Annotated in this window: 11 protein-coding genes; 2 read left to right on the top strand and 9 right to left on the bottom strand. The window is 38.2% G+C overall.

Annotated elements, in window-relative coordinates:
- The 7 genes from DVH26_RS34045 to galU are packed head-to-tail and all read right to left on the bottom strand — an operon-like array spanning nucleotide 1 to nucleotide 7,880.
- A complete protein-coding gene (locus DVH26_RS34045; protein ID WP_239630041.1) occupies nucleotides 1-498 on the bottom strand; it encodes a KdsC family phosphatase in 498 nt (165 codons plus the stop codon).
- Between the two features lie 13 nt (nucleotides 499-511).
- Nucleotides 512-1,237: a 3-deoxy-manno-octulosonate cytidylyltransferase gene (gene kdsB, locus DVH26_RS34050; RefSeq protein ID WP_239630042.1), complete on the bottom strand. Its 726-nt coding sequence runs from the start codon at nucleotides 1,235-1,237 to the stop codon at nucleotides 512-514.
- A gap of 5 nt (nucleotides 1,238-1,242) precedes the next feature.
- Nucleotides 1,243-3,387, bottom strand: a complete 2,145-nt coding sequence (locus DVH26_RS34055; protein ID WP_239630043.1) for a glycosyltransferase — start codon at nucleotides 3,385-3,387, stop codon at nucleotides 1,243-1,245.
- Between the two features lie 52 nt (nucleotides 3,388-3,439).
- Nucleotides 3,440-3,850: a hotdog family protein gene (locus tag DVH26_RS34060; RefSeq protein WP_239630044.1), complete on the bottom strand. Its 411-nt coding sequence runs from the start codon at nucleotides 3,848-3,850 to the stop codon at nucleotides 3,440-3,442.
- A gap of 4 nt (nucleotides 3,851-3,854) precedes the next feature.
- Nucleotides 3,855-4,988, bottom strand: coding sequence for a glycosyltransferase family 4 protein (locus DVH26_RS34065; protein WP_239630045.1), 1,134 nt, complete (start codon nucleotides 4,986-4,988; stop codon nucleotides 3,855-3,857).
- Between the two features lie 16 nt (nucleotides 4,989-5,004).
- Nucleotides 5,005-6,975: a glycosyltransferase gene (locus DVH26_RS34070; RefSeq protein WP_239630046.1), complete on the bottom strand. Its 1,971-nt coding sequence runs from the start codon at nucleotides 6,973-6,975 to the stop codon at nucleotides 5,005-5,007.
- Nucleotides 6,976-6,995: 20 nt separating this feature from the next.
- The gene (gene galU / locus DVH26_RS34075; RefSeq protein ID WP_239630047.1) at nucleotides 6,996-7,880 is read right to left on the bottom strand and encodes a UTP--glucose-1-phosphate uridylyltransferase GalU; all 885 of its coding nucleotides are present in this window, start codon (nucleotides 7,878-7,880) and stop codon (nucleotides 6,996-6,998) included.
- A 193-nt stretch (nucleotides 7,881-8,073) separates the two neighbouring features.
- Between galU and DVH26_RS34080 the strand changes: the two genes are divergently transcribed.
- Both DVH26_RS34080 and DVH26_RS34085 read left to right on the top strand, forming a co-directional pair.
- Complete coding sequence (locus DVH26_RS34080; RefSeq protein WP_239630048.1) at nucleotides 8,074-10,548, top strand: O-antigen ligase family protein; 2,475 nt, start codon at nucleotides 8,074-8,076, stop codon at nucleotides 10,546-10,548.
- A gap of 210 nt (nucleotides 10,549-10,758) precedes the next feature.
- The gene (locus DVH26_RS34085; RefSeq protein ID WP_345774024.1) at nucleotides 10,759-12,372 is read left to right on the top strand and encodes an S-layer homology domain-containing protein; all 1,614 of its coding nucleotides are present in this window, start codon (nucleotides 10,759-10,761) and stop codon (nucleotides 12,370-12,372) included.
- A 273-nt stretch (nucleotides 12,373-12,645) separates the two neighbouring features.
- Here the strand turns inward: DVH26_RS34085 and DVH26_RS34090 are convergent, their stop codons facing one another.
- Complete coding sequence (locus DVH26_RS34090) at nucleotides 12,646-17,082, bottom strand: S-layer homology domain-containing protein (RefSeq protein WP_239630049.1); 4,437 nt, start codon at nucleotides 17,080-17,082, stop codon at nucleotides 12,646-12,648.
- A 318-nt stretch (nucleotides 17,083-17,400) separates the two neighbouring features.
- On the bottom strand, nucleotides 17,401-19,029 hold the full coding sequence (gene groL / locus DVH26_RS34095; protein ID WP_239630050.1) for a chaperonin GroEL: 1,629 nt from the start codon (nucleotides 19,027-19,029) through the stop codon (nucleotides 17,401-17,403).
- Nucleotides 19,030-19,066 lie beyond the last annotated feature (37 nt).

Consider the following 19,066-nt stretch of genomic DNA (forward strand, 5'->3'; position numbering starts at 1 on the left):
TCAAAGTTCTTTATTTTTGAGGATCAGTTCAACTGCCTCTCTAACCGCCCCTTTTCCACCCTCTTTCGATAATATATAATTAACAATTTCTTTTAATTCATCAGCTGCATCCGACACCGCTAAGCTTAAGCCTACTTCATTGCAACAGGAGATATCGTTTATATCATCCCCAATAAAGGCGGCTTCTTCCTTTTCAAATCCAGTCTCATTTAGAATTTCATAAAGAGCTGCCAATTTGTCAGAAACACCCTGCTTAACATATGTGATATTTAATTCTTGTGCCCTACGGGAAACAATCTCTGACTTTCTCGCTGAAATAATGCCTGTTAACATTCCGGCCTTATGGGCAAGAGTAATGCCCATTCCATCCTTAACGTTAAAATGCTTTGATTCAATTCCATTTGAATCCATTATTATTGTTCCATCCGTTAAGGTTCCATCAACATCCATTATAAAGATCTTTATTTTTTTTATTTTTCTTAAAATTAAATCGTTCATTATCGCTATCGCCTCATTTGGAATCCAATAGATACCTTACACGTAATAAATCGTCTTCAGTATCAACACCTATACTTTCATACTCCGTTGTTATGACCCTGATTTTTTGGCCATTCTCAATGAAACGGAGCTGCTCTAAAGATTCTACTGTTTCAAGAAGACTCTCACCAAAGGATTTGTAATACTGAAGTCCGTCAAAGGTGTAGCCGTAGATTCCTATATGTTTTAATGGGCTAAACTTACTGTTTTCATTCCTATAATATGGAATAGGCGATCTAGAGAAATAGATTGCATCCATGTTTACATCCGTTATAAGTTTTACAACGTTTGGTGAAAGGTACTCTTCTTCTGTGCACGCGCTATTCGCCGCGGTAAATATATTACGAGAAGAACATAATTTTCTCGCTTGAATTAAATCATTAATCAATTGAGGCGATATTAATGGCTCATCTCCCTGAATATTAATATATAGATCTGATTTAATACTCTGGGACAACTCAACCAGTCGACTTGTTCCACTCGTATGGTTTGAGGATGTAAGAAATACATTCGCCCCAAAATCTTTTGCTACATCAACAACCTCATTTGAATCCGTTGCTATAATAACGTCGTCAAGCTGAGAACAAATGGCTTTTTCCCATACATGTTGAATCATAGGCTTACCACAAATATCGAGTAAGACTTTTCCCGGCAGTCTCGACGATTCAAGCCTTGCTGGAATCACACCCAGGCTCTTCATTCTTATCACCTCATTGTCCTTACGCTATTATTGTTTAGCAGCCTGCTGTAAATGTCTAAATAAACTTGTGATGTTTTATTTAACGAAAATTTATCTTCGACAAAAATATATCCTTTTCGAGAAAGGGTTTCTCGTAATTGCTGGTCATTTATTAATTTTATACAAACATCCGCCATTTTTATACAATCATTAACCGGTGTTAGAAAACCAGTTTCTCCGTTTATGACCAGATCCGACCATCCAGGAACATCTGTAGCGACAATTGGTATTCCAAAAGAGAGTGCCTCTAACCCCACAATTGGTAAGCCTTCTCTAATCGATGGTGCAAAAAATATATGCATATTCTCTTTCATAATTTCGGGAGCATCATTCCTACTCCCGAGAAAGTCAATATGACTATCTATCATCAGAGATTTGGCCAAAGATTTTGCGGGGTTCAAAAGAGAACCATCCCCAACCATTGTAAAGTGGACATTACTACAATTTTTCAAAATAATACTTGCCGTTTTAATAAAATCCAAAGGTTGTTTTTGTTCTTCCATTCTACCAACAAACCCTATTTCTACGATCTGCTTTTGGTTTTTTATTAGATAGTCTGTTTTCTCGTAGTTGGATGGCACTTCAATACCATTTGGAATTACGGTAACACGATCAGGAGTCTCTCCATATTTTCTTACCATTACCTCCTTTAAGTACGGGGTAATGACAACCCTGTGATCAAACCAATTTTTATATCTAACACTATATCTGAAGTAATCAAAAGGTGCATATGGCTCTTCCATATGGTTTAGATCGACAATTTTCACATCAGGATTACAGGTTTTTATTACCTCTGCAATTTGATATCCCAATTGTGAATTTGACATTTGTATTACTTGGATTTTCTTAGCTCTTATATAATCATTAACATAATCTAAGAGTTCATTAAGAATTGTAAAATTATTTCCTAAGTGAGTAATTTGGGACACTTCTTCTTTAAACTTGTTATGCCATGGATGATCATGAGAGAGGGTAGTAAACAAGTGAACATCATGGCCCTTTTCAATAAATTTTTGAATTAAATCAAGATTTACTTTATCTGCCCCGCCCACTACTAACCAAGGAACGATAAACAATATGGAATTTTTTTCGTTTGTCTTATCTGTACTTGATGACTTAAACACATCTAAATATTTTATATTTTCTTTATAAAAGTAACCTGATTCTATTGTTTCGTCGACTTGAGTCTTTTCAAGTACCTGAACTTGCTCAATTGGAGCATATCCGGTTTCTTCATATTTAAAAATTTTTCTTATTATTGGTTTAATATATTTCTTTAGTTTATCTTTAAATGATTTTGGAATTTTTGAAGTAATACGCACATAACCAACGAACACTTTCCATTTATAAAAAGATAGTTTTTGTTTTATTTTGTGCTTTATCTTTTTAAATTTATTTTGGAAATGAGCATTAAATATCGCGCTATTTTTTTTCTGCAATTCTTTTAAAAGTTGATGTCTTCTATTATTATCAGAAACAAGTCTTGATGCCTCATTCCTGCGGTAGAAAAACAACGGCTCTCTCAGCCAATAGCCTTTAATTCCTAATGCACCGGCCCTGATCCAAAAATCCCAATCCTCATATCCACTTAAACTTGTGTCAAATCCTCCTGTATCCTCCCATACGTTTCTTCTTATCACTGATGATACAACGATAAAATTATCAAGTAATAAACTTTCAAAGTTATAGGGTCTTGAATGATAAATATCGTCTCTCATACCGAAGTGTTGAACAGACGGGTAGACAAAACTTATATATGGGTACTTAGTCAATACCCAAACGCATTTCTCAATATAAGTTGAATCAATTTTATCATCAGCATCTAGAAAAAGAATAAATTCCCCCGAGGACTCTAATACCCCATTATTCCTCGCAGCTGCAGGCCCCTGATTCGCTTGCTTAATAAACTTAACCTTAGAGTTTTTAATCAAATAGCCTTCTAATTCCGCCAAGCTTTGTTTAGAAGTATCGCTTGTTGATCCATCATCCACAACAACTACTTCAATATATGGGTAAGTACTATTTTCAATACTCTCAAAATTTTCTTTTAAGTAGTGGCCCTGATTATAGCAAGGAATTACTATTGAAATTAAATTTAATTTTGCTTCCATAATCATGCTCCATTTTAATTATTTTAACCTTAAGTATTCGTAACGTTCTTCTCTAAATCAATTTTATCGTAATATTTGGATTGAAAATAATTTGTCCATCTTTCATGGATTTACCTTCCAACTTCATAAAACGATCTGATTTTTCTATTACTGTAATTTCAATACAAATTGTGTCCCCAGGCTGAATACTTGTATCTATAGCACCCATATTCACGTTTATAATCTCTTTTGGCAAATTGCTTATCTCACAAAATAGCATAATTGCTTGATAGAGTGACTCAATTACTAAAAACAAATTGGATGAATAAAGTTTTGTATCTTTTCTTAAGAATGCCATATCAGCAATCGTTACGTTCTTAAGAGCGTAGATATATTGGCCATGCTCAAAATACAAAATTTTATCCACCAATATGTTCGATGTATGCGGTGATAAAATATTAATAATATCATTGTACTTGTACACTTAACTAACTCCCCTCTTGATATACCATTTCCAATTGACCTATCATATTTTCGATAGTGTAGTGCTCTTGAATCAACTTTTTTGCATTCTGACTATACTTCTCACGCTTCTCGTTATCATGAATCAACAACTCCAGAGCATCTTTTAAAGCAATATGATTTTGGGGATCTACCAATAACCCTGTAACTCCATCCTTTACCAAATCAGTTGTTCCAGATATATCCGTTGCTATGACAGGAACTTCCACGGCCATTGCTTCAAGGATAGCATATGGCATACTTTCCCACAAAGAGACGTTCACGAATACATCACTGATCCTCAAATAATCATCTACATTACTTACCTCTCCTAGCAACCGAATTTTATCTTCTAATTGTAATGTTTTTATCATCTCACTTATTCTATCAAACAAAGGTCCATTTCCTAGCATTATTGCAACAAAACCAGAACCCTTCATTTCATTAATTGCTCTGACAAACAGTTCAGGATTTTTTTGCAAACTGAATCTCCCTGAAAAGACAATGACTTTTTCTAACCCATTACAACCAATACTTTGTAACCACTCATCTTTTTTCATAATAGCAGTGCTTTTGACTTCATTAATACCATTTGGAATTACCACTAATTTATTTGAATTAGTAATCCTGAATTTGATTGCCTGATGGTACTCACCCCAAGACACACACACAATAGTACTTGAAAAAAATGACATCATTCTCTCAATTGATGAAAACATTAAATTCTTTATCTTTGAATTGAAATCATTAAAAGAAAAGGCATGGGGTGTATAAACATTTTTTTTATGGCCAGTTAAAAAACCTGCAATTCTCCCTAACACACCAGCTTTTGAACTATGACAATGGATAATATCAAATTTGTTTTTCTTCAAAAAAAATATAATACGAATTAAGGAAATCAAATCGTTAATTGGAGATATATCCCTTGTCATATCAATAGTAATTAATTCATTACCAAAAAAAAGCTTTTTGTCTCTAAGACTAGGATTTTTTATCGGAGATAATATAAAACTTTGTTCAAATCTATCTTTATTTATATAATTAGCTAGTTGATCCAGATGTTTTAATACACCACCTGAAGTCGCTTCGCTGATATGGCAAACCTTTATTTTGGCGGACATTAGATTCACCTCATCCCTAAAATTTCGAATAGAGATAAGAATATTTATCAATCATCTTATCAAGCGTAAATTGGTCATTAAGTCTGATTTTTGCATTGTTAACTATGTTTCTGTACATTTCTTTATTTTTCATTAACAAATCTAAATACTTAATATAATCATCAATATTGCTGCATAAAAATCCAGACTCTCCATGAATGATCAAATCATTCCAGCCCGGAACATCTGAAGCTATAATCGGGACACCTTGATTCATTGCTTCGAGTCCAATCATCGGTAGCCCTTCTCGAATAGAAGGCATCATAAGAACATGTGATTGTTGAAACGCTTTCTCCACATCATTACTAAACGGGAAAACCTCCACAATTTCTTTTAAGTTCCAATGATGAATATAATATTCAACTTTGTTTTTCAATTCACCATCGCCATATATATGAAACTTGACAGGTACATCTTGAAATTTTCGTTTGAAATCTCTTGCTATATTGAGATAAATCAATGGTTGCTTTTGATAAGCCAATCTTGCTATAAACACAACGGTAAAAATGCTCGGTTTAATTGTTACAGTTGGTGTATTTTTCATTTCGATTCCATTCGAAATCACTATTAATTTACTTACAATCTTCGGGTCGTGTTTTTGAAGTGATTCAGCTTGAGACTGAGTTAAAGTAACTGTATTATCAATGTACTGTTTGTAATGTATCGAATAGTCAAAAAAGTCCCATGGTGCCCATGGTTCTTCCATGTGAAGAGTATCTATTATCTTTATGTCAGGGTACGTTCGATCAATATAAGGAAGTAAATTATAGCCAAATTGACTATTAGATATATGGATTATATTTACATCATGTTTTTTTAAAATATTAATTAAATACAATAATCTATCAGTATCATTAGTAGGAAAAGCATCTAAGTGGTATAATTGTTTAACATAAGGTTTAAACCAAGCTTCCCTCGGATGATTTGAATGTTTAGTTGTGACAATAATAAAATCATACTTGGTATGCAGAGACTCGATAATTTGAAAGAAAACTTTTTCGACTCCACCAACATTTAACCAAGGTAACATTACAAGGACAGTTGTTTTATCCTGTCTTTTTTTTTGTCTGATAGATTCCATATTTAGTGTATTTATTTCCAAATTAAATAGTTTGCTTTTATCTTTATAATATTTCTTTTTTATAAACTCTTTAATTAAAATAGGAGTCTTTGCAGCCAATATTTTTTTAAATCTGACTATCGTTCCACTACCTCTTCTTCGGAATTCTAATAATAAAAAGAAAGTAAACTGTAAGAAAAGAAACCGATACAATCTCGGATGCTTCATTCGAATATATTTTCTTAATAATTTATTTTTCTTTTTAGATCCCTCTAGCATACTTCCCGTATGCTTCCGATAATAGAACAATACTTCGTTAATATGAAAGCCAAAAAAGCGTGATTTGGAAAGACGCAAAATAAATTCCCAATCCTCATATCCACCACGCATTGACTCATCGTATCCACCAACATGTTCCCAACAGCTTTTTCTTATGACTATTGTAGCAGGAACAACATTTCTAAATTTTAAATACTGTAGAGAGGCTTCAAAAGTATACCAGACTTTATTAATTTCGCCGAATAATTGGACCAATGAAAACACGTAAGAAACTTCCTTCTTATTCTCAAGAATCCAAACTGCCTTCTCAATAAAAGTAGCTTCTATAACATCATCTGCATCTAATGTAATAATATATTTTGCATTCGAATTTGAAATCCCTGTGTTCCTTGCTGCAGATAATCCACCATTCTCCCTTGAAACAACACGAGTATTGGGTTTATTTTTAATCTGCTCCAATACCTGTAACGTATATTGATCTGTAGAACCATCATCTACAATAATTATATCGATATGTTTATAGGTTGAAGCTAAAGCACTATCTACAGCATCCTCTAGGTATTTCCCATAGTTATAACAAGGAATAACAACGCTAACTAATGGATCCATACTTCCTCCATTATTTCACTTTATTTTACTGCAACATTGTTCTTCTCGTATATCTCACTTATATATTTCAAAAGCTCATCTTTAAGATCTTCTCTATTTAGGGCAAAATCCAAGGTTGTTTTAATAAACCCTAGCTTCTCGCCCACATCATATCTTGTTCCGTCAAAATTATATGCATACACCTCTTCAAGGTTGGTTAGCTCCGAAATTGCATCGGTGAGTTGAATTTCCCCACCAGCTCCGGCATCTTGTTTATCTAAGATATTAAATATTTCTGGTGTAAGTATATATCTTCCTAAGATAGCCAGATTGGAAGGTGCATTTTCCTTTTTCGGCTTTTCAACTAAGCTGGAAATTGCATAAATTCGTTCTGCAACACTTTTTCCATTAACGATCCCATATCTCGATACCTCGTCGTACGAGACTGGTTGAACTCCGATAATCGAAGACTGATATTCATCATATAAATCTATCATTTGCTTGATGCACGGCTTATTAGCTTGAACAATATCATCACCTAACAGTACGGCGAAGGGTTCTTCACCAATAAACTTTCGAGCACACCACACTGCATGCCCTAAACCTTTTGGTTCCTTCTGGCGAATATAATGAATCTCTACATTAGAAGGTTTTTGAACCTCATTCAATAAGTCGAGCTTTCCTTTGGCTAGAAGATTCTGTTCTAGCTCCAGGTAATGGTCAAAATGATCTTCGATCGCTCTTTTCCCTTTTCCAGTAACTATTATTATATCTTCTATACCAGATTCAATTGCTTCTTCAATAATATATTGAATAGTTGGCTTATCAACAATTGGAAGCATTTCTTTTGGCATTGCTTTAGTCGCGGGTAAAAATCTAGTCCCTAGTCCAGCGGCAGGAATAATTGCTTTTCTTACTTTTTTCATGGCGTTTCCATTCCCTTCCATATCATAAAAAATGACGAAATTCCTCGAAGCAATTTTAACAGATACGAAAGTTAATTACCAGAAGTATATATATCCTGTATATATACTGGTATTTGTTACTTATAAAGTAGGATTACTTCTCCGTTTATGGTAAGATTATTGTCGATATTTCTGATTAAAAAGGAGAGTAATCATGGAACGAGAGAAAATAAAGCACAAGTATTCGTCAAATTCTATAAAGTCGAATAGTGCCCAAAAGCAGTCCATTATTTTTTGGCTGCTTTCAGTTGTTACGCTTATATTTTTAGTATGGGCACCTTTCCAAAAAGGACTTTTTAATGGTAATACATTTGACTTCGAAAGACCTATATACACAACACTTGTCTGGTCTTCCATTATCCTGTTCTTAATATCAATCTACGTATTTTACAACTGGAAATTGACTACCCTTGCAGACATTCTTGCGATTGGTATTTGGTTGATCCCAATATCTTACTTTATTTCATCATTTTTTGCTGCTTCGGATTATTTTTCTCACAATATGCTTCTTATCCAGGTTGTCTATTTGACATTTTTCCTGATCGGTTACTTACTCTGTAGAGAAAAGCTAGGCGTTTCCATCGTTATTAATGGAATCATGGCCACGGGCTATATTATCGTTTGGTTCGGGTTACTTAATTGGTTTGGAAACAAAGAATCGGCATACTCTTTGATAAAATGGTTTTCTACCGACATGCCAGGTTTGAACTACTATCGTGATGCTGTAATGGGTGATGCGAATGGTGTAAGGCTGACTTCTGTTTTTCAATATGCTAATTCATATGCAGCTTTCTTAATTGCTCTAATGATCGCATCCGTTTATTTAGTTTCTATTTCAAAAAAGTGGTCAATAACTCTTTATCATTCTTTCATGATTATTCCCATTATTGTTTCGTTTTTAGTTACATTATCGAGGGGAGCATTGGTAATACTTCCTGTAGTAATTTTGCTCGTATTCATTGCTTTAAAACCTTATCGTCAAATAATTATCATTATTTACTCTTTAATAGCATCAATTCTTACACTACTGATTTTAGAGAAAATAACAGATATTGGCGTACAAGTGTTTAATCAGTTCGATAGCTCATTATCTATGAGCGGCTGGACAACACTACTTCTAGTTTCGGTGATTTTCTCGATTATCTGTCTGCTGCTTCAAAAATATATAGCTCCTAGACTAGAAATCAGATTCACGAACATTAATCAAAAACGATTTGCAAATATATACATTCCGATCACGGCTATCATTGTCGGTTCTATTGGAATATTCTTGCTGTTAAACACAGGATTTATAAACATTTTGCCAGATAATTTAAAAAACCGGATTGAAACGATAAACTTTGAACAGAACAGTGTTTTGGAACGCGGTACTTTTTATAAAGATGCTTTCAAATTATTTGAAGATCATCCTGTTGTCGGTGCAGGCGGCGGAGCTTGGGCTGCTTTATATGAAAAATATCAGAATAACCCTTATGTTAGCCGACAAGCACATAATTTCTTTTTACAATACCTTGTCGAAGTAGGTATAGTCGGATTTTTGGTTTTATTGATCATAGTCGGAGCCGTGTTTACCTTATTTATTCGAGATAGAAGACAAAAATCAGACGATATTCGTTTTGTTTTACTAATTGTCACAGTTTCGTTATTAATTCATAGTATGATGGACTTTGATTTAAGCTATGTATATTTAGGTGTAGTGCTATTCTTATCTCTAGGTGCAATGATTTCACAAATTACAACATTAAAAACCAACGAAGCTTTTAGCAATCTTAGTAAATATAAATGGATCTACCCGTCTTTAGTCCTTATTGTTTCAATCATTATGTTTTTTAATTCAGCGCAGCTACTAAACGCCAACAGCAATTTCAATGCGGCATTGTCTATGACTAACGCTAAGAAAAGCATTAACGAAATTTTCGTTCCGTTAGATGAGGCCTTGAAAGTAAGCCCAAATCATCCGGACTATGCATCTTATAAAATCGAATTTCTTTTGCAGGCTTTCGATCAGACAAAAGATGAAAAATTCTATAATGAGGCTTTGAATCTTATCCATTCAACTCGTGCAAAAGAACCTTACAACAGACAGCTCATTGATAAAGAAGTGTATGCTCTGGCAATGAAAGAACAGCTTCCAACTGCTTTGGAGCTTATTAACAAGGAAATTATTAATTTCCCTTGGGATATTACCATGTACGAAAAGAGCATTCTGCTCAATTTCGATCTAGGAAATCGGGCATTGAATTCAAATAATACTGCTCAAGCCAAACAGTATTGGGCACAAGCTTCTCAAGTTTACAATATGGTTTTGGAAAAATCTAAGGAATTAGAAGCGTTGCCTAAGGGGCAGATACAAGGTCGGGCATTTGGATTAACGAAGAACATGGCTTTTACCTTGGGGCAGATTGAGTTTATGAATGGTAAATACGATACAGCGGAGTCTTTCTTGAAGTTTCAACTGAACGATCAGTTCGATGATCAACAGAACAAACAGATGACAAGATGGTACCTTGCCTCCCTGCAAAAACAAAATAAAAACGATCAAGCCTTGTACGATAAGCTCATCGCAAAAGATTCTAAAGAAAAGGATGAAATTAACAGGCTTGTGAACGCAACTTTTTCGGTTAAATAACGTTCTAATATTTGGGATCAAAAAAATCTTCAAAATGCTACCATTACTAGATAATAGATGTTAAAATGAGTTTTGTGTTTTTAATATTTTGTTAACACAGGCTTTTGCCTTGTTATATTATTCTGTCAAGAAAGGAGGTGACTGACGATAATGGCGAATTCTAACATGCAACACGGATCAAGTAGAGAAAGTAATAGGAGGAGAAACCTGGTGTTGAATCGCAATTTTGTTAAGAAAACTTCTGCAATGCTATCTTTAATGCTTGTTATTGCAATGATGGTTCCTGTACTGGCATTTGCTGCTACTGGATTCTCTAATTTGACTTACAAGGACAATGCTGTAACTGGTACTGTATACTCTGATGTTTACTTGGATTACAGTGCAGGTGACGCAGTTTACGTCAACGTTTATAGCCCAAGCGGCGCATTTATCACTTCTGTAAAAGCTGCTGTTTATAACAATGTTTATGACAGCAAAGGTTGGCACTACGCAATTAATGACCTTAAGCTTGGTACTTATTATAGTTCTTTGACGGTAAACACTACTGTCTACAAAAACAATGAAGTATCCGTAGGAGACTCTGTTTACGCTACTGTAAGCAACACGAGCTCTGGTCGTGGCAGCAGTGGCGGTGGCGGCGGTGGCGGCGGCTACTACGGTGGTGGCAGCACTATCTCCGTAACCAGTGATGGTTCCGTAGATGCTTACACTTTGACTAACTCCTTGGCTAACAATGATACTGTTACATTGGAGCTTTCCGGTGATCTTGCTCTTCTTCCAGCTTCTGCACTTGTAGACGCTGTGAAAGCCGGCAAAACACTTGTAATCAAAAACGCTAACGGTACTTTAACTCTTCCTCTTTCTGTACTGAAATTGGACGATCTTGCAAAAGCACTTGGTGTTGATGTTAAGGACATGAAGATCAAAGTATCTATTGCTAAAGTAACTGGCGCAACTGCGGATGCTGTGAAAGCAGCTGCAACAGCATTGGGTGGTACTCAAGTAGCTGACGCTGTTGACTTCAATGTTGTAGCAGTAGACAACGGCAGCAAAACTGCGACTGTAGACTTTGGTAAAACTTATGTTTCCCGTACTATCAACGTATCCAAAGATGTTGACTCCAGCAAAACAACTGGTGTATTGTTCAATGAAACTACGAAGAAGTTCAGCTTCGTTCCTTCCACTTTCGCAACTGCCGATGGAAAAACGACTGCAACTCTGAAACGTAACGGCAGCAGCATCTACACTGTGGTTGAATCCAACAAAAGCTTCACTGACGTTGCTTCCCATTGGTCCAAAGCCGATGTAGAGCTTCTTGCTAACAAATTGGTTGTTGATGGCGCTACAGATACAACATTCCAACCGGACCGCAACATCACTCGTGCTGAATTTGCAGCATTGGTAGTTCGCTCCCTTGGTTTGACTGAGAAATCTGCTACTAGCACTTTCAAAGACGTTAAATCCGATGCTTGGTATGCAAGCACTGTAGCAACTGCTACTTATGCTGGTATCATCGACGGTTATGAAGACAACACATTCCGTCCTGACGCTCAAATCACTCGTGAAGAATTGGCAGCTATGGTTATCCGTGCAATGAACTATGCTAACATTTCCACAAGCGTAACGGATCCTCAATCCGTATTGAGCAAGTTCAAAGATGCCAACAAAATTGTTTGGGCTCAAAAAGAAATCGCTGCTGCGATCAATGCTGGTTTGATCAACGGTATGACTGATGACACTATCGGTTCCGCAGACCAAGCTACTCGCGCACAATCGGCTACTATGCTGAAGCGTTTCTTGAACAAAGCAAACTTCATCAACTAATATGATGAAGTAAGACCCGATACTTCGGTATCGGGTCTTTTTTAATTTCATTTAAGCAAAATTGAAAAAAAGCGATTTCTCGCATACCGAGAAGTCGCTTATTTTTTACTCTTTTGATGCTATATAGTTGTATAATTTGCTTCTTTTCGAGTAATTGGAATCAGTGAAATAATCCTTATCAGTGACCTTTATCCCGACTAAACATTGCTTTAGAAATCACCGTTAATTATGGGCTGTTGGAATATACGGTTTTCATCACGGTTAGCGTCTCAGTTATCGATCTGCTTGTACTATTACTTGAACCGGATCGCTTGTTGCTTTTCCAAGTACATCAGCTATCAGTGTCAGCTGCGTTCCCTGGGTATATCGCCAAGGCGACATATAGAAGTAATAGCTTCCATCGTAGTTTGCTGTCGTGATATTGTCAATGTAGCCACTAGGGCCAACCTTTAGTTTTATAATAGCCCCGGGCTCTGCATATCCACTGATTACCGTCATTCTTTCATATACAACACTAGTGATCGTAGGCGCTTTAGTTTTACCAGCTGTATCCTGTACAACGACTATTACAGGGTCGCTCACCTTTTTGTAATAATTTTTGGCTGTAAGCAGAAGTTCTTCCCCTACCGAAAACATTTCATTAACGTTGTAGCTAGAATTTGACTGAAGGGTAAACGAACCATCCCAGTTAGCATCGACATTAGCTACATATGTTCCATCTTTCCTAGACAACCAAATTTCCGTCCGAGATGTTGCTTTTTCCACCTTGCCATTAAGCAACCAGCCGTTGGTATATACGTTTCCGGTTACGGTTGGCGTCTCAGTTCTCGGTGCAGCCTGTACCGTTACATTCACTGGGTCACTTGTTGCTTTTCCAATCAAAATTGCTGTCAGTGATAGTTGAGTTCCCTCGCTATATCGCCATGGGGACATATTGAAAGTATAGCGTCCATCGTATGTCGCGGTAGTCACATCAGCAATGCTGCCGCTGGATCCAATCATTAATCTAATATAAGTCCCTGGCTCTGCTTTTCCGCTGATTCCCGTCATTGTTTCATAAACAACACTGGTAACAGTAGGCGCTTGAGTTTGACCCGTCGTGTTCAGTACTGTAATTTTTACAGGATCACTTGTCTTTTTCTCATATATCTGTGCTGTAAGCAACAGTTCTTCTCCGACCGAAAGACTTACGTTAGAATTGTAGCTAAAATTTGATTGAATGGTGAACGAACCGTCCCTGTTAGCATTGGTAATGGCTACATTTGTGCCATCTTGCTTGGACAACCTAATTTCCGTCGAATATGATCCTACTTCCGCTTTACCGCTAAGCAACCATCCATTGGTATACACGTTTCCGGTTACAGTTGGCTTCTCGGTTTTCGGTAAAGCTTGTACCAATACATTCACCGGGTCGCTTGTTACTTGTCCAACCATTGTAGCACTAATTGCTAGTTGATCTCCAATTTTCATTTGCCCTGGATAAATATAATATTGACCATCATAATCTGAAGCCGTTTCGGATATCGTGTATCCATTTGCCTCATTCTTTAACGTAACACGAGCTCCTGGATCAGCGTATCCTGAGATTCGATTTGTTGTCTCATATACTGCACCAATAACTGTTGGTTGTTTAGTCTGACCCTTTACATTTTTAACAGTAACTATGACAGGATCACTTGTCCTCTTATTGGAAGTCTTTGCTGTAAGCTGTAGCTCTTCTCCTAACGTAAGCTTAATGTAAGAATCGTAAATATTTTGCTTAAGGAAAAATGTTCCGTCCCATCTTGCATAACCACTAGTTAAATAGGTTCCGTCTTTCTGGGTTAATTTAATAAAAGAATCAGCTTCTGCAATGCCACTAAGCATCCACCCGTTGGTATATACATTTCCAGTAACCGTAGGTGTTTGAGTTTTTTGCATGGGACTAACACTAACCACATTTGAATTTTTGCCTACACCGTTCTTAACAGCTTTAACATAAAAGTCATATGTAGTTCCATTATTCAAACTGGTTACAGCATAAGTTGTTCCTGTTATGGATGCGAGAGCTTTCCACCCATCACTCATAAAGCTGTAAACGTTATAGGTTACGTTAGTCCCTACCTTATTCCAGCTCAACAATACTTGACCATCACCAGCATCAGCAATTAATTGCGGTGCATCAAAAACATCAGAATTACTTACAGTAACAGGTACGATAACCTGTTTTCCTTCATAACTAACAGTAATATCAGTATTTCCATTCGCCCTAGCCGTTATAATACCTTCAGAACTCACCGTTGCTACCGAAGGGTTACTGCTGTTATATTCAACATCTTTAGTTACTATAAGGGTTGATCCATCGGAATATTTAGCGCTAATCTTTAATTGTTTTGTTTCACCGTAAGTTTGGAATACAACGCTGCTGTCATCAGAAATTAAGGATTCCAACGTTGGCACAGGTGGCTCAGATGACTTTAGAGCCAATACGATAATCACAAATTCTCTGTTAAGCTCTTGATTACTTTTAGACAGTGTAGCTGTCAAAATAATTTGTGCATCTGCTTCGCCAATAGCCGGCCGAGTTACGACACCATTATTGCTTACCACTGCTTCATTTGAGGTTTCCCAATGAATTTTAATCCCTCTAGGAGCGGATATCGGAAGTGAAATATTTTGGGTAACAGCAGTACTGGAATCATTATCAGCAAAACCGATCTTAAGATCTTTACTTACCGCTTCCAGTGCAAATGCTGTTATTTTTCTTTTGGCATCAACTAACTTAGTCGAGAAACCAGTAATATCCGCTTCCGGCACTCCGAGCAAGATTGCATTTTTCGCAACAGTTTCTACCGCGATAATACGAGCTTCTAGCTCTGCTGAGTACTCAGTAAACTCTCCGATGGCTGCAATAGCTTGACTCGCCTTTTCCTTCAGCAAATCTATCAGCGTTTTCGGCGCTTCTATTTTCACTCCAGGTGCGGCTACGATTTGAGCGGATCCAATAGCCGCTGCATCGCCATCCAATTTTATATTCGCATGCAAGTTGATTGTAGAAATGATTGTTCCTGCTTTAGGCAGATTTAAACTCGAACCTTCAGCTTCTTTAGCAACCGTAACGGATCGGATTTCTCCTTCGCCGGTCAAGGCAAGCGATGTATTAGGACTCGTAATACTTACGTTACTTAAAGCAGTACCTGTGCCTACAGTAATCGTTGAATTAGCACAGATGTTCAAATTCGAGACAGAGGTTGTTCCTCCAGCCTTCGGAGGGGTAAGTCTGATCAACGAACCTGGTGCATCTACTGTAACATCTCCTGTGATAGCTCCTCTTAATTCAATTTGTTTTCCTGCCGCACCAGATCCAACTTTAATCGTTCCAAGGCTTCCAGCCGTTGATTCTACGATTACATTCGATTGAATTTCCGTATTGGTCACCGTGGCACCATGCAGTGTTTCAATCCGAACCGGGTTCGTTTGAGCGGTTGCAGCTACTCTTAATTGCTTTATAATCGTATTCTGCAGTTTTATTGAATTAGGGCTTCCCGAAGCAACTACAATATTGTTTGCTTCAACATTTTGAAGCGTTATTTCTCCCTCGGCTCCAGGATCCAAGGTCAATGTACCACTAACAATAGTTTTACCTGCTCCATCAGCAGGTCCCAATGTTCCTGACGATGTAATCTTGAGCGATTCATACGTACCGCCGCTATTCAATTTCTCCAAGTCGGACTTTGTATTTTTGGAACCTCCGGAGCCGCCTCCGCCTCCACCACCAAAGCCGCCAATTACCGCAAATCCTGTAAAGGTTATCCCTGTATCCTTACCTTTATAGCTCAGCTTGTACAAGGCTCCTGCTGCTTGTACGCTAGTAGTCAAAATAGCTGTGGTTTTGCTGTCTGTTTTCATCTCTGCTGCTGTAACACTCAGGCCGTTATCGAATGTAAAATCCGCTGCATTGATCGAAGTCATTTCCTTATTAAAAACAACCTCTACGCTGGTGTTGCTTACAGCCGACAACGAGCTGATAACTGCCTCGTCAAGATTTACTAATTGATTTGCTTTATTGACAAACTTAGCCTTATTGGTTTTAAACTCATAAGCCAACCGGGCCAATGCTTGTCTGTCAGCATTATCTTTAGGGCTGAACTTCAAAGAACCGTCGCCACTCTCGATTCCGTTCACGAAGCCGATTTTGAAGGCAAGCGATACTTGGGCTTGAGCCCAACTGGAGACTTCCTTCAAGTCGCTCAGCTTGCTATCTGCTGGTACTTTCTTGGCTGTTTCCTCCAGCCCCATTGCACGGATAAAAAATACAACCAGTTCTTCTCTCGTTACTTTTGCATCAGGAGAAAACGTCGTTTCCGATGTCCCCTGCGTTATCCCTGATTCAACCAAAGCGCCTACAAAACCGTTGTACCAGCTTTTCTTATCTACATCTTGAAAAGCTGCAGCTTTATCGGCATTTTCTTGCAAACCGAGAGATAAAACGATAATTTTCGCCAATTCAGCGCGGCTCATAACCTTACCAGGTTGAAACGAACCGTCCTCATACCCGCTTATGACCCCTTGATCGACTAAACTACTAATTTCTTTCTGAGCATACGAATCAGTTATGTCCTTAAACTGAACTGTTGGAGCACCGAATACCATCACTGGAATCAATAAGCTGAACAACAGCACAAAAACAAGGACCGCACTGATTTTGCTGCGGCCTTCCTGCCAAAGCATTGTTTTTCCTCCTTATATAGGCATATGAATAAGCCACACTTCATGCAAGTCTATGATTATCACCCATGACTTTCGATAGACTTTCAAAAAGTTGGTATAAGTATTATATACTAGCCATCTTATAAATGTCTTACATTTCCAAAAAGATTTAGGAAAAATTATCTATTATTCTACATAAAACGCATCAAAGCAATAAGCCTCTTCACCATTCGGATAAAATAAAAAATCCCCACACAGCCCAATAACGCTGTGTGGGAATTCCACAAAAAAAAGCAGCCCCCACCATAAGGTGAGAGCTGCGTATCGGTAGCATGATGATTACATCATGCCGCCCATTCCACCCATGCCGCCCATGTCTGGCATAGCTGGTTTATCTTTTTCCGGTTTGTCTGCGATAACCGCTTCGGTTGTCAAGAACATTGCCGCAACGGATGCCGCGTTTTGCAATGCGGAGCGAGTAACCTTAGCAGGGTCCACGATACCGGACTCGAACATGTTAACCCACTCGCCGGTAGCTGCGTTGTAGCCGATGCCTACAGCTTCCTTCTTCAAGCGCTCAACGATAACGGAGCCTTCTTGACCAGCGTTAGCTGCGATCGTGCGTACAGGCTCTTCCAGAGCGCGCAGAACGATGTTTACGCCCGTTTGCTCGTCGCCATTAGCTTGGACAGCGGAGACCGCACCGTACACGTTAACAAGGGCTGTACCGCCGCCAGATACGATACCTTCTTCAACGGCAGCACGAGTAGCGTTCAATGCGTCTTCGATGCGAAGCTTGCGCTCTTTCAGCTCAGTTTCAGTAGCTGCGCCGACTTTGATTACGGCTACGCCGCCAGCCAATTTAGCCAGACGCTCTTGCAATTTTTCTTTATCGAAATCGGAAGTAGTCTCTTCCAATTGCGTGCGGATTTGGGAGATACGTGCGCCGATGTCTTTTTTGTCGCCTGCGCCGTCAACCACGATAGTGTTTTCTTTCGTTACGCGAACTTGACGAGCCGAACCCAATTGATCAGGACGAGTGGATTTCAGATCCAATCCAAGCTCTTCGGTGATTACTTGTCCGCCAGTCAAGGCAGCGATGTCTTGCAGCATAGCTTTGCGGCGGTCGCCGAAGCCAGGAGCTTTAACCGCTACGCAAGTGAATGTGCCGCGAAGTCTGTTCACTACCAAAGTAGCCAATGCTTCGCCTTCGACATCCTCAGCGATAATAACAAGCGGTTTGCCTTGTTGTACGACTTTCTCAAGCACAGGCAGGATCTCTTGGATGTTGGAGATTTTTTTGTCTGTAATCAAGATATATGGGTTTTCCAATACAGCTTCCATTTTGTCTGTATCAGTGATCATGTAAGGGGAGATGTAGCCGCGGTCGAATTGCATACCTTCAACCACTTCCAGCTCCGTTGCGAACCCTTTGGACTCTTCAACGGTGATAACGCCGTCTTTGCCGACTTTCTCCATAGCTTCAGCGATCAATTGGCCAACTTCATCATCAGCAGCGGAGATAGCCGCTACTTGAGCGATGGATTGTTTGCCTTCGATAGTCTTGGAGATGTTTTTCAGCTCTTCAACAGCCGCTTTAACCGCTTTGTCGATCCCTTTGCGGATAACCATTGGGTTAGCGCCTGCAGTTACGTTTTTCAAGCCTTCGCGAATCATCGCTTGAGCAAGAACTGTAGCTGTTGTTGTACCGTCACCGGCAACATCGTTTGTTTTGGTTGCTACTTCTTTAACGAGTTGAGCACCCATGTTCTCGAATGCGTCTTCGAGTTCGATTTCTTTAGCGATAGTAACACCGTCGTTAGTGATCAACGGGCTGCCGAATTTTTTCTCCAGAACGACGTTACGGCCTTTAGGACCCAAAGTAACTTTAACGGCATTAGCAAGCGCGTCAACACCACGAAGCATTGCGCGGCGAGCGTCTTCACTGAATTTAATATCTTTTGCCATGAGTGATACCCTCCCGAATAGTTTTGATTTATTTTAA

Origin of the sequence: Paenibacillus sp. H1-7 (genome assembly GCF_022354825.1) — a bacterium.
GTDB lineage: Bacteria > Bacillota > Bacilli > Paenibacillales > NBRC-103111 > Paenibacillus_S.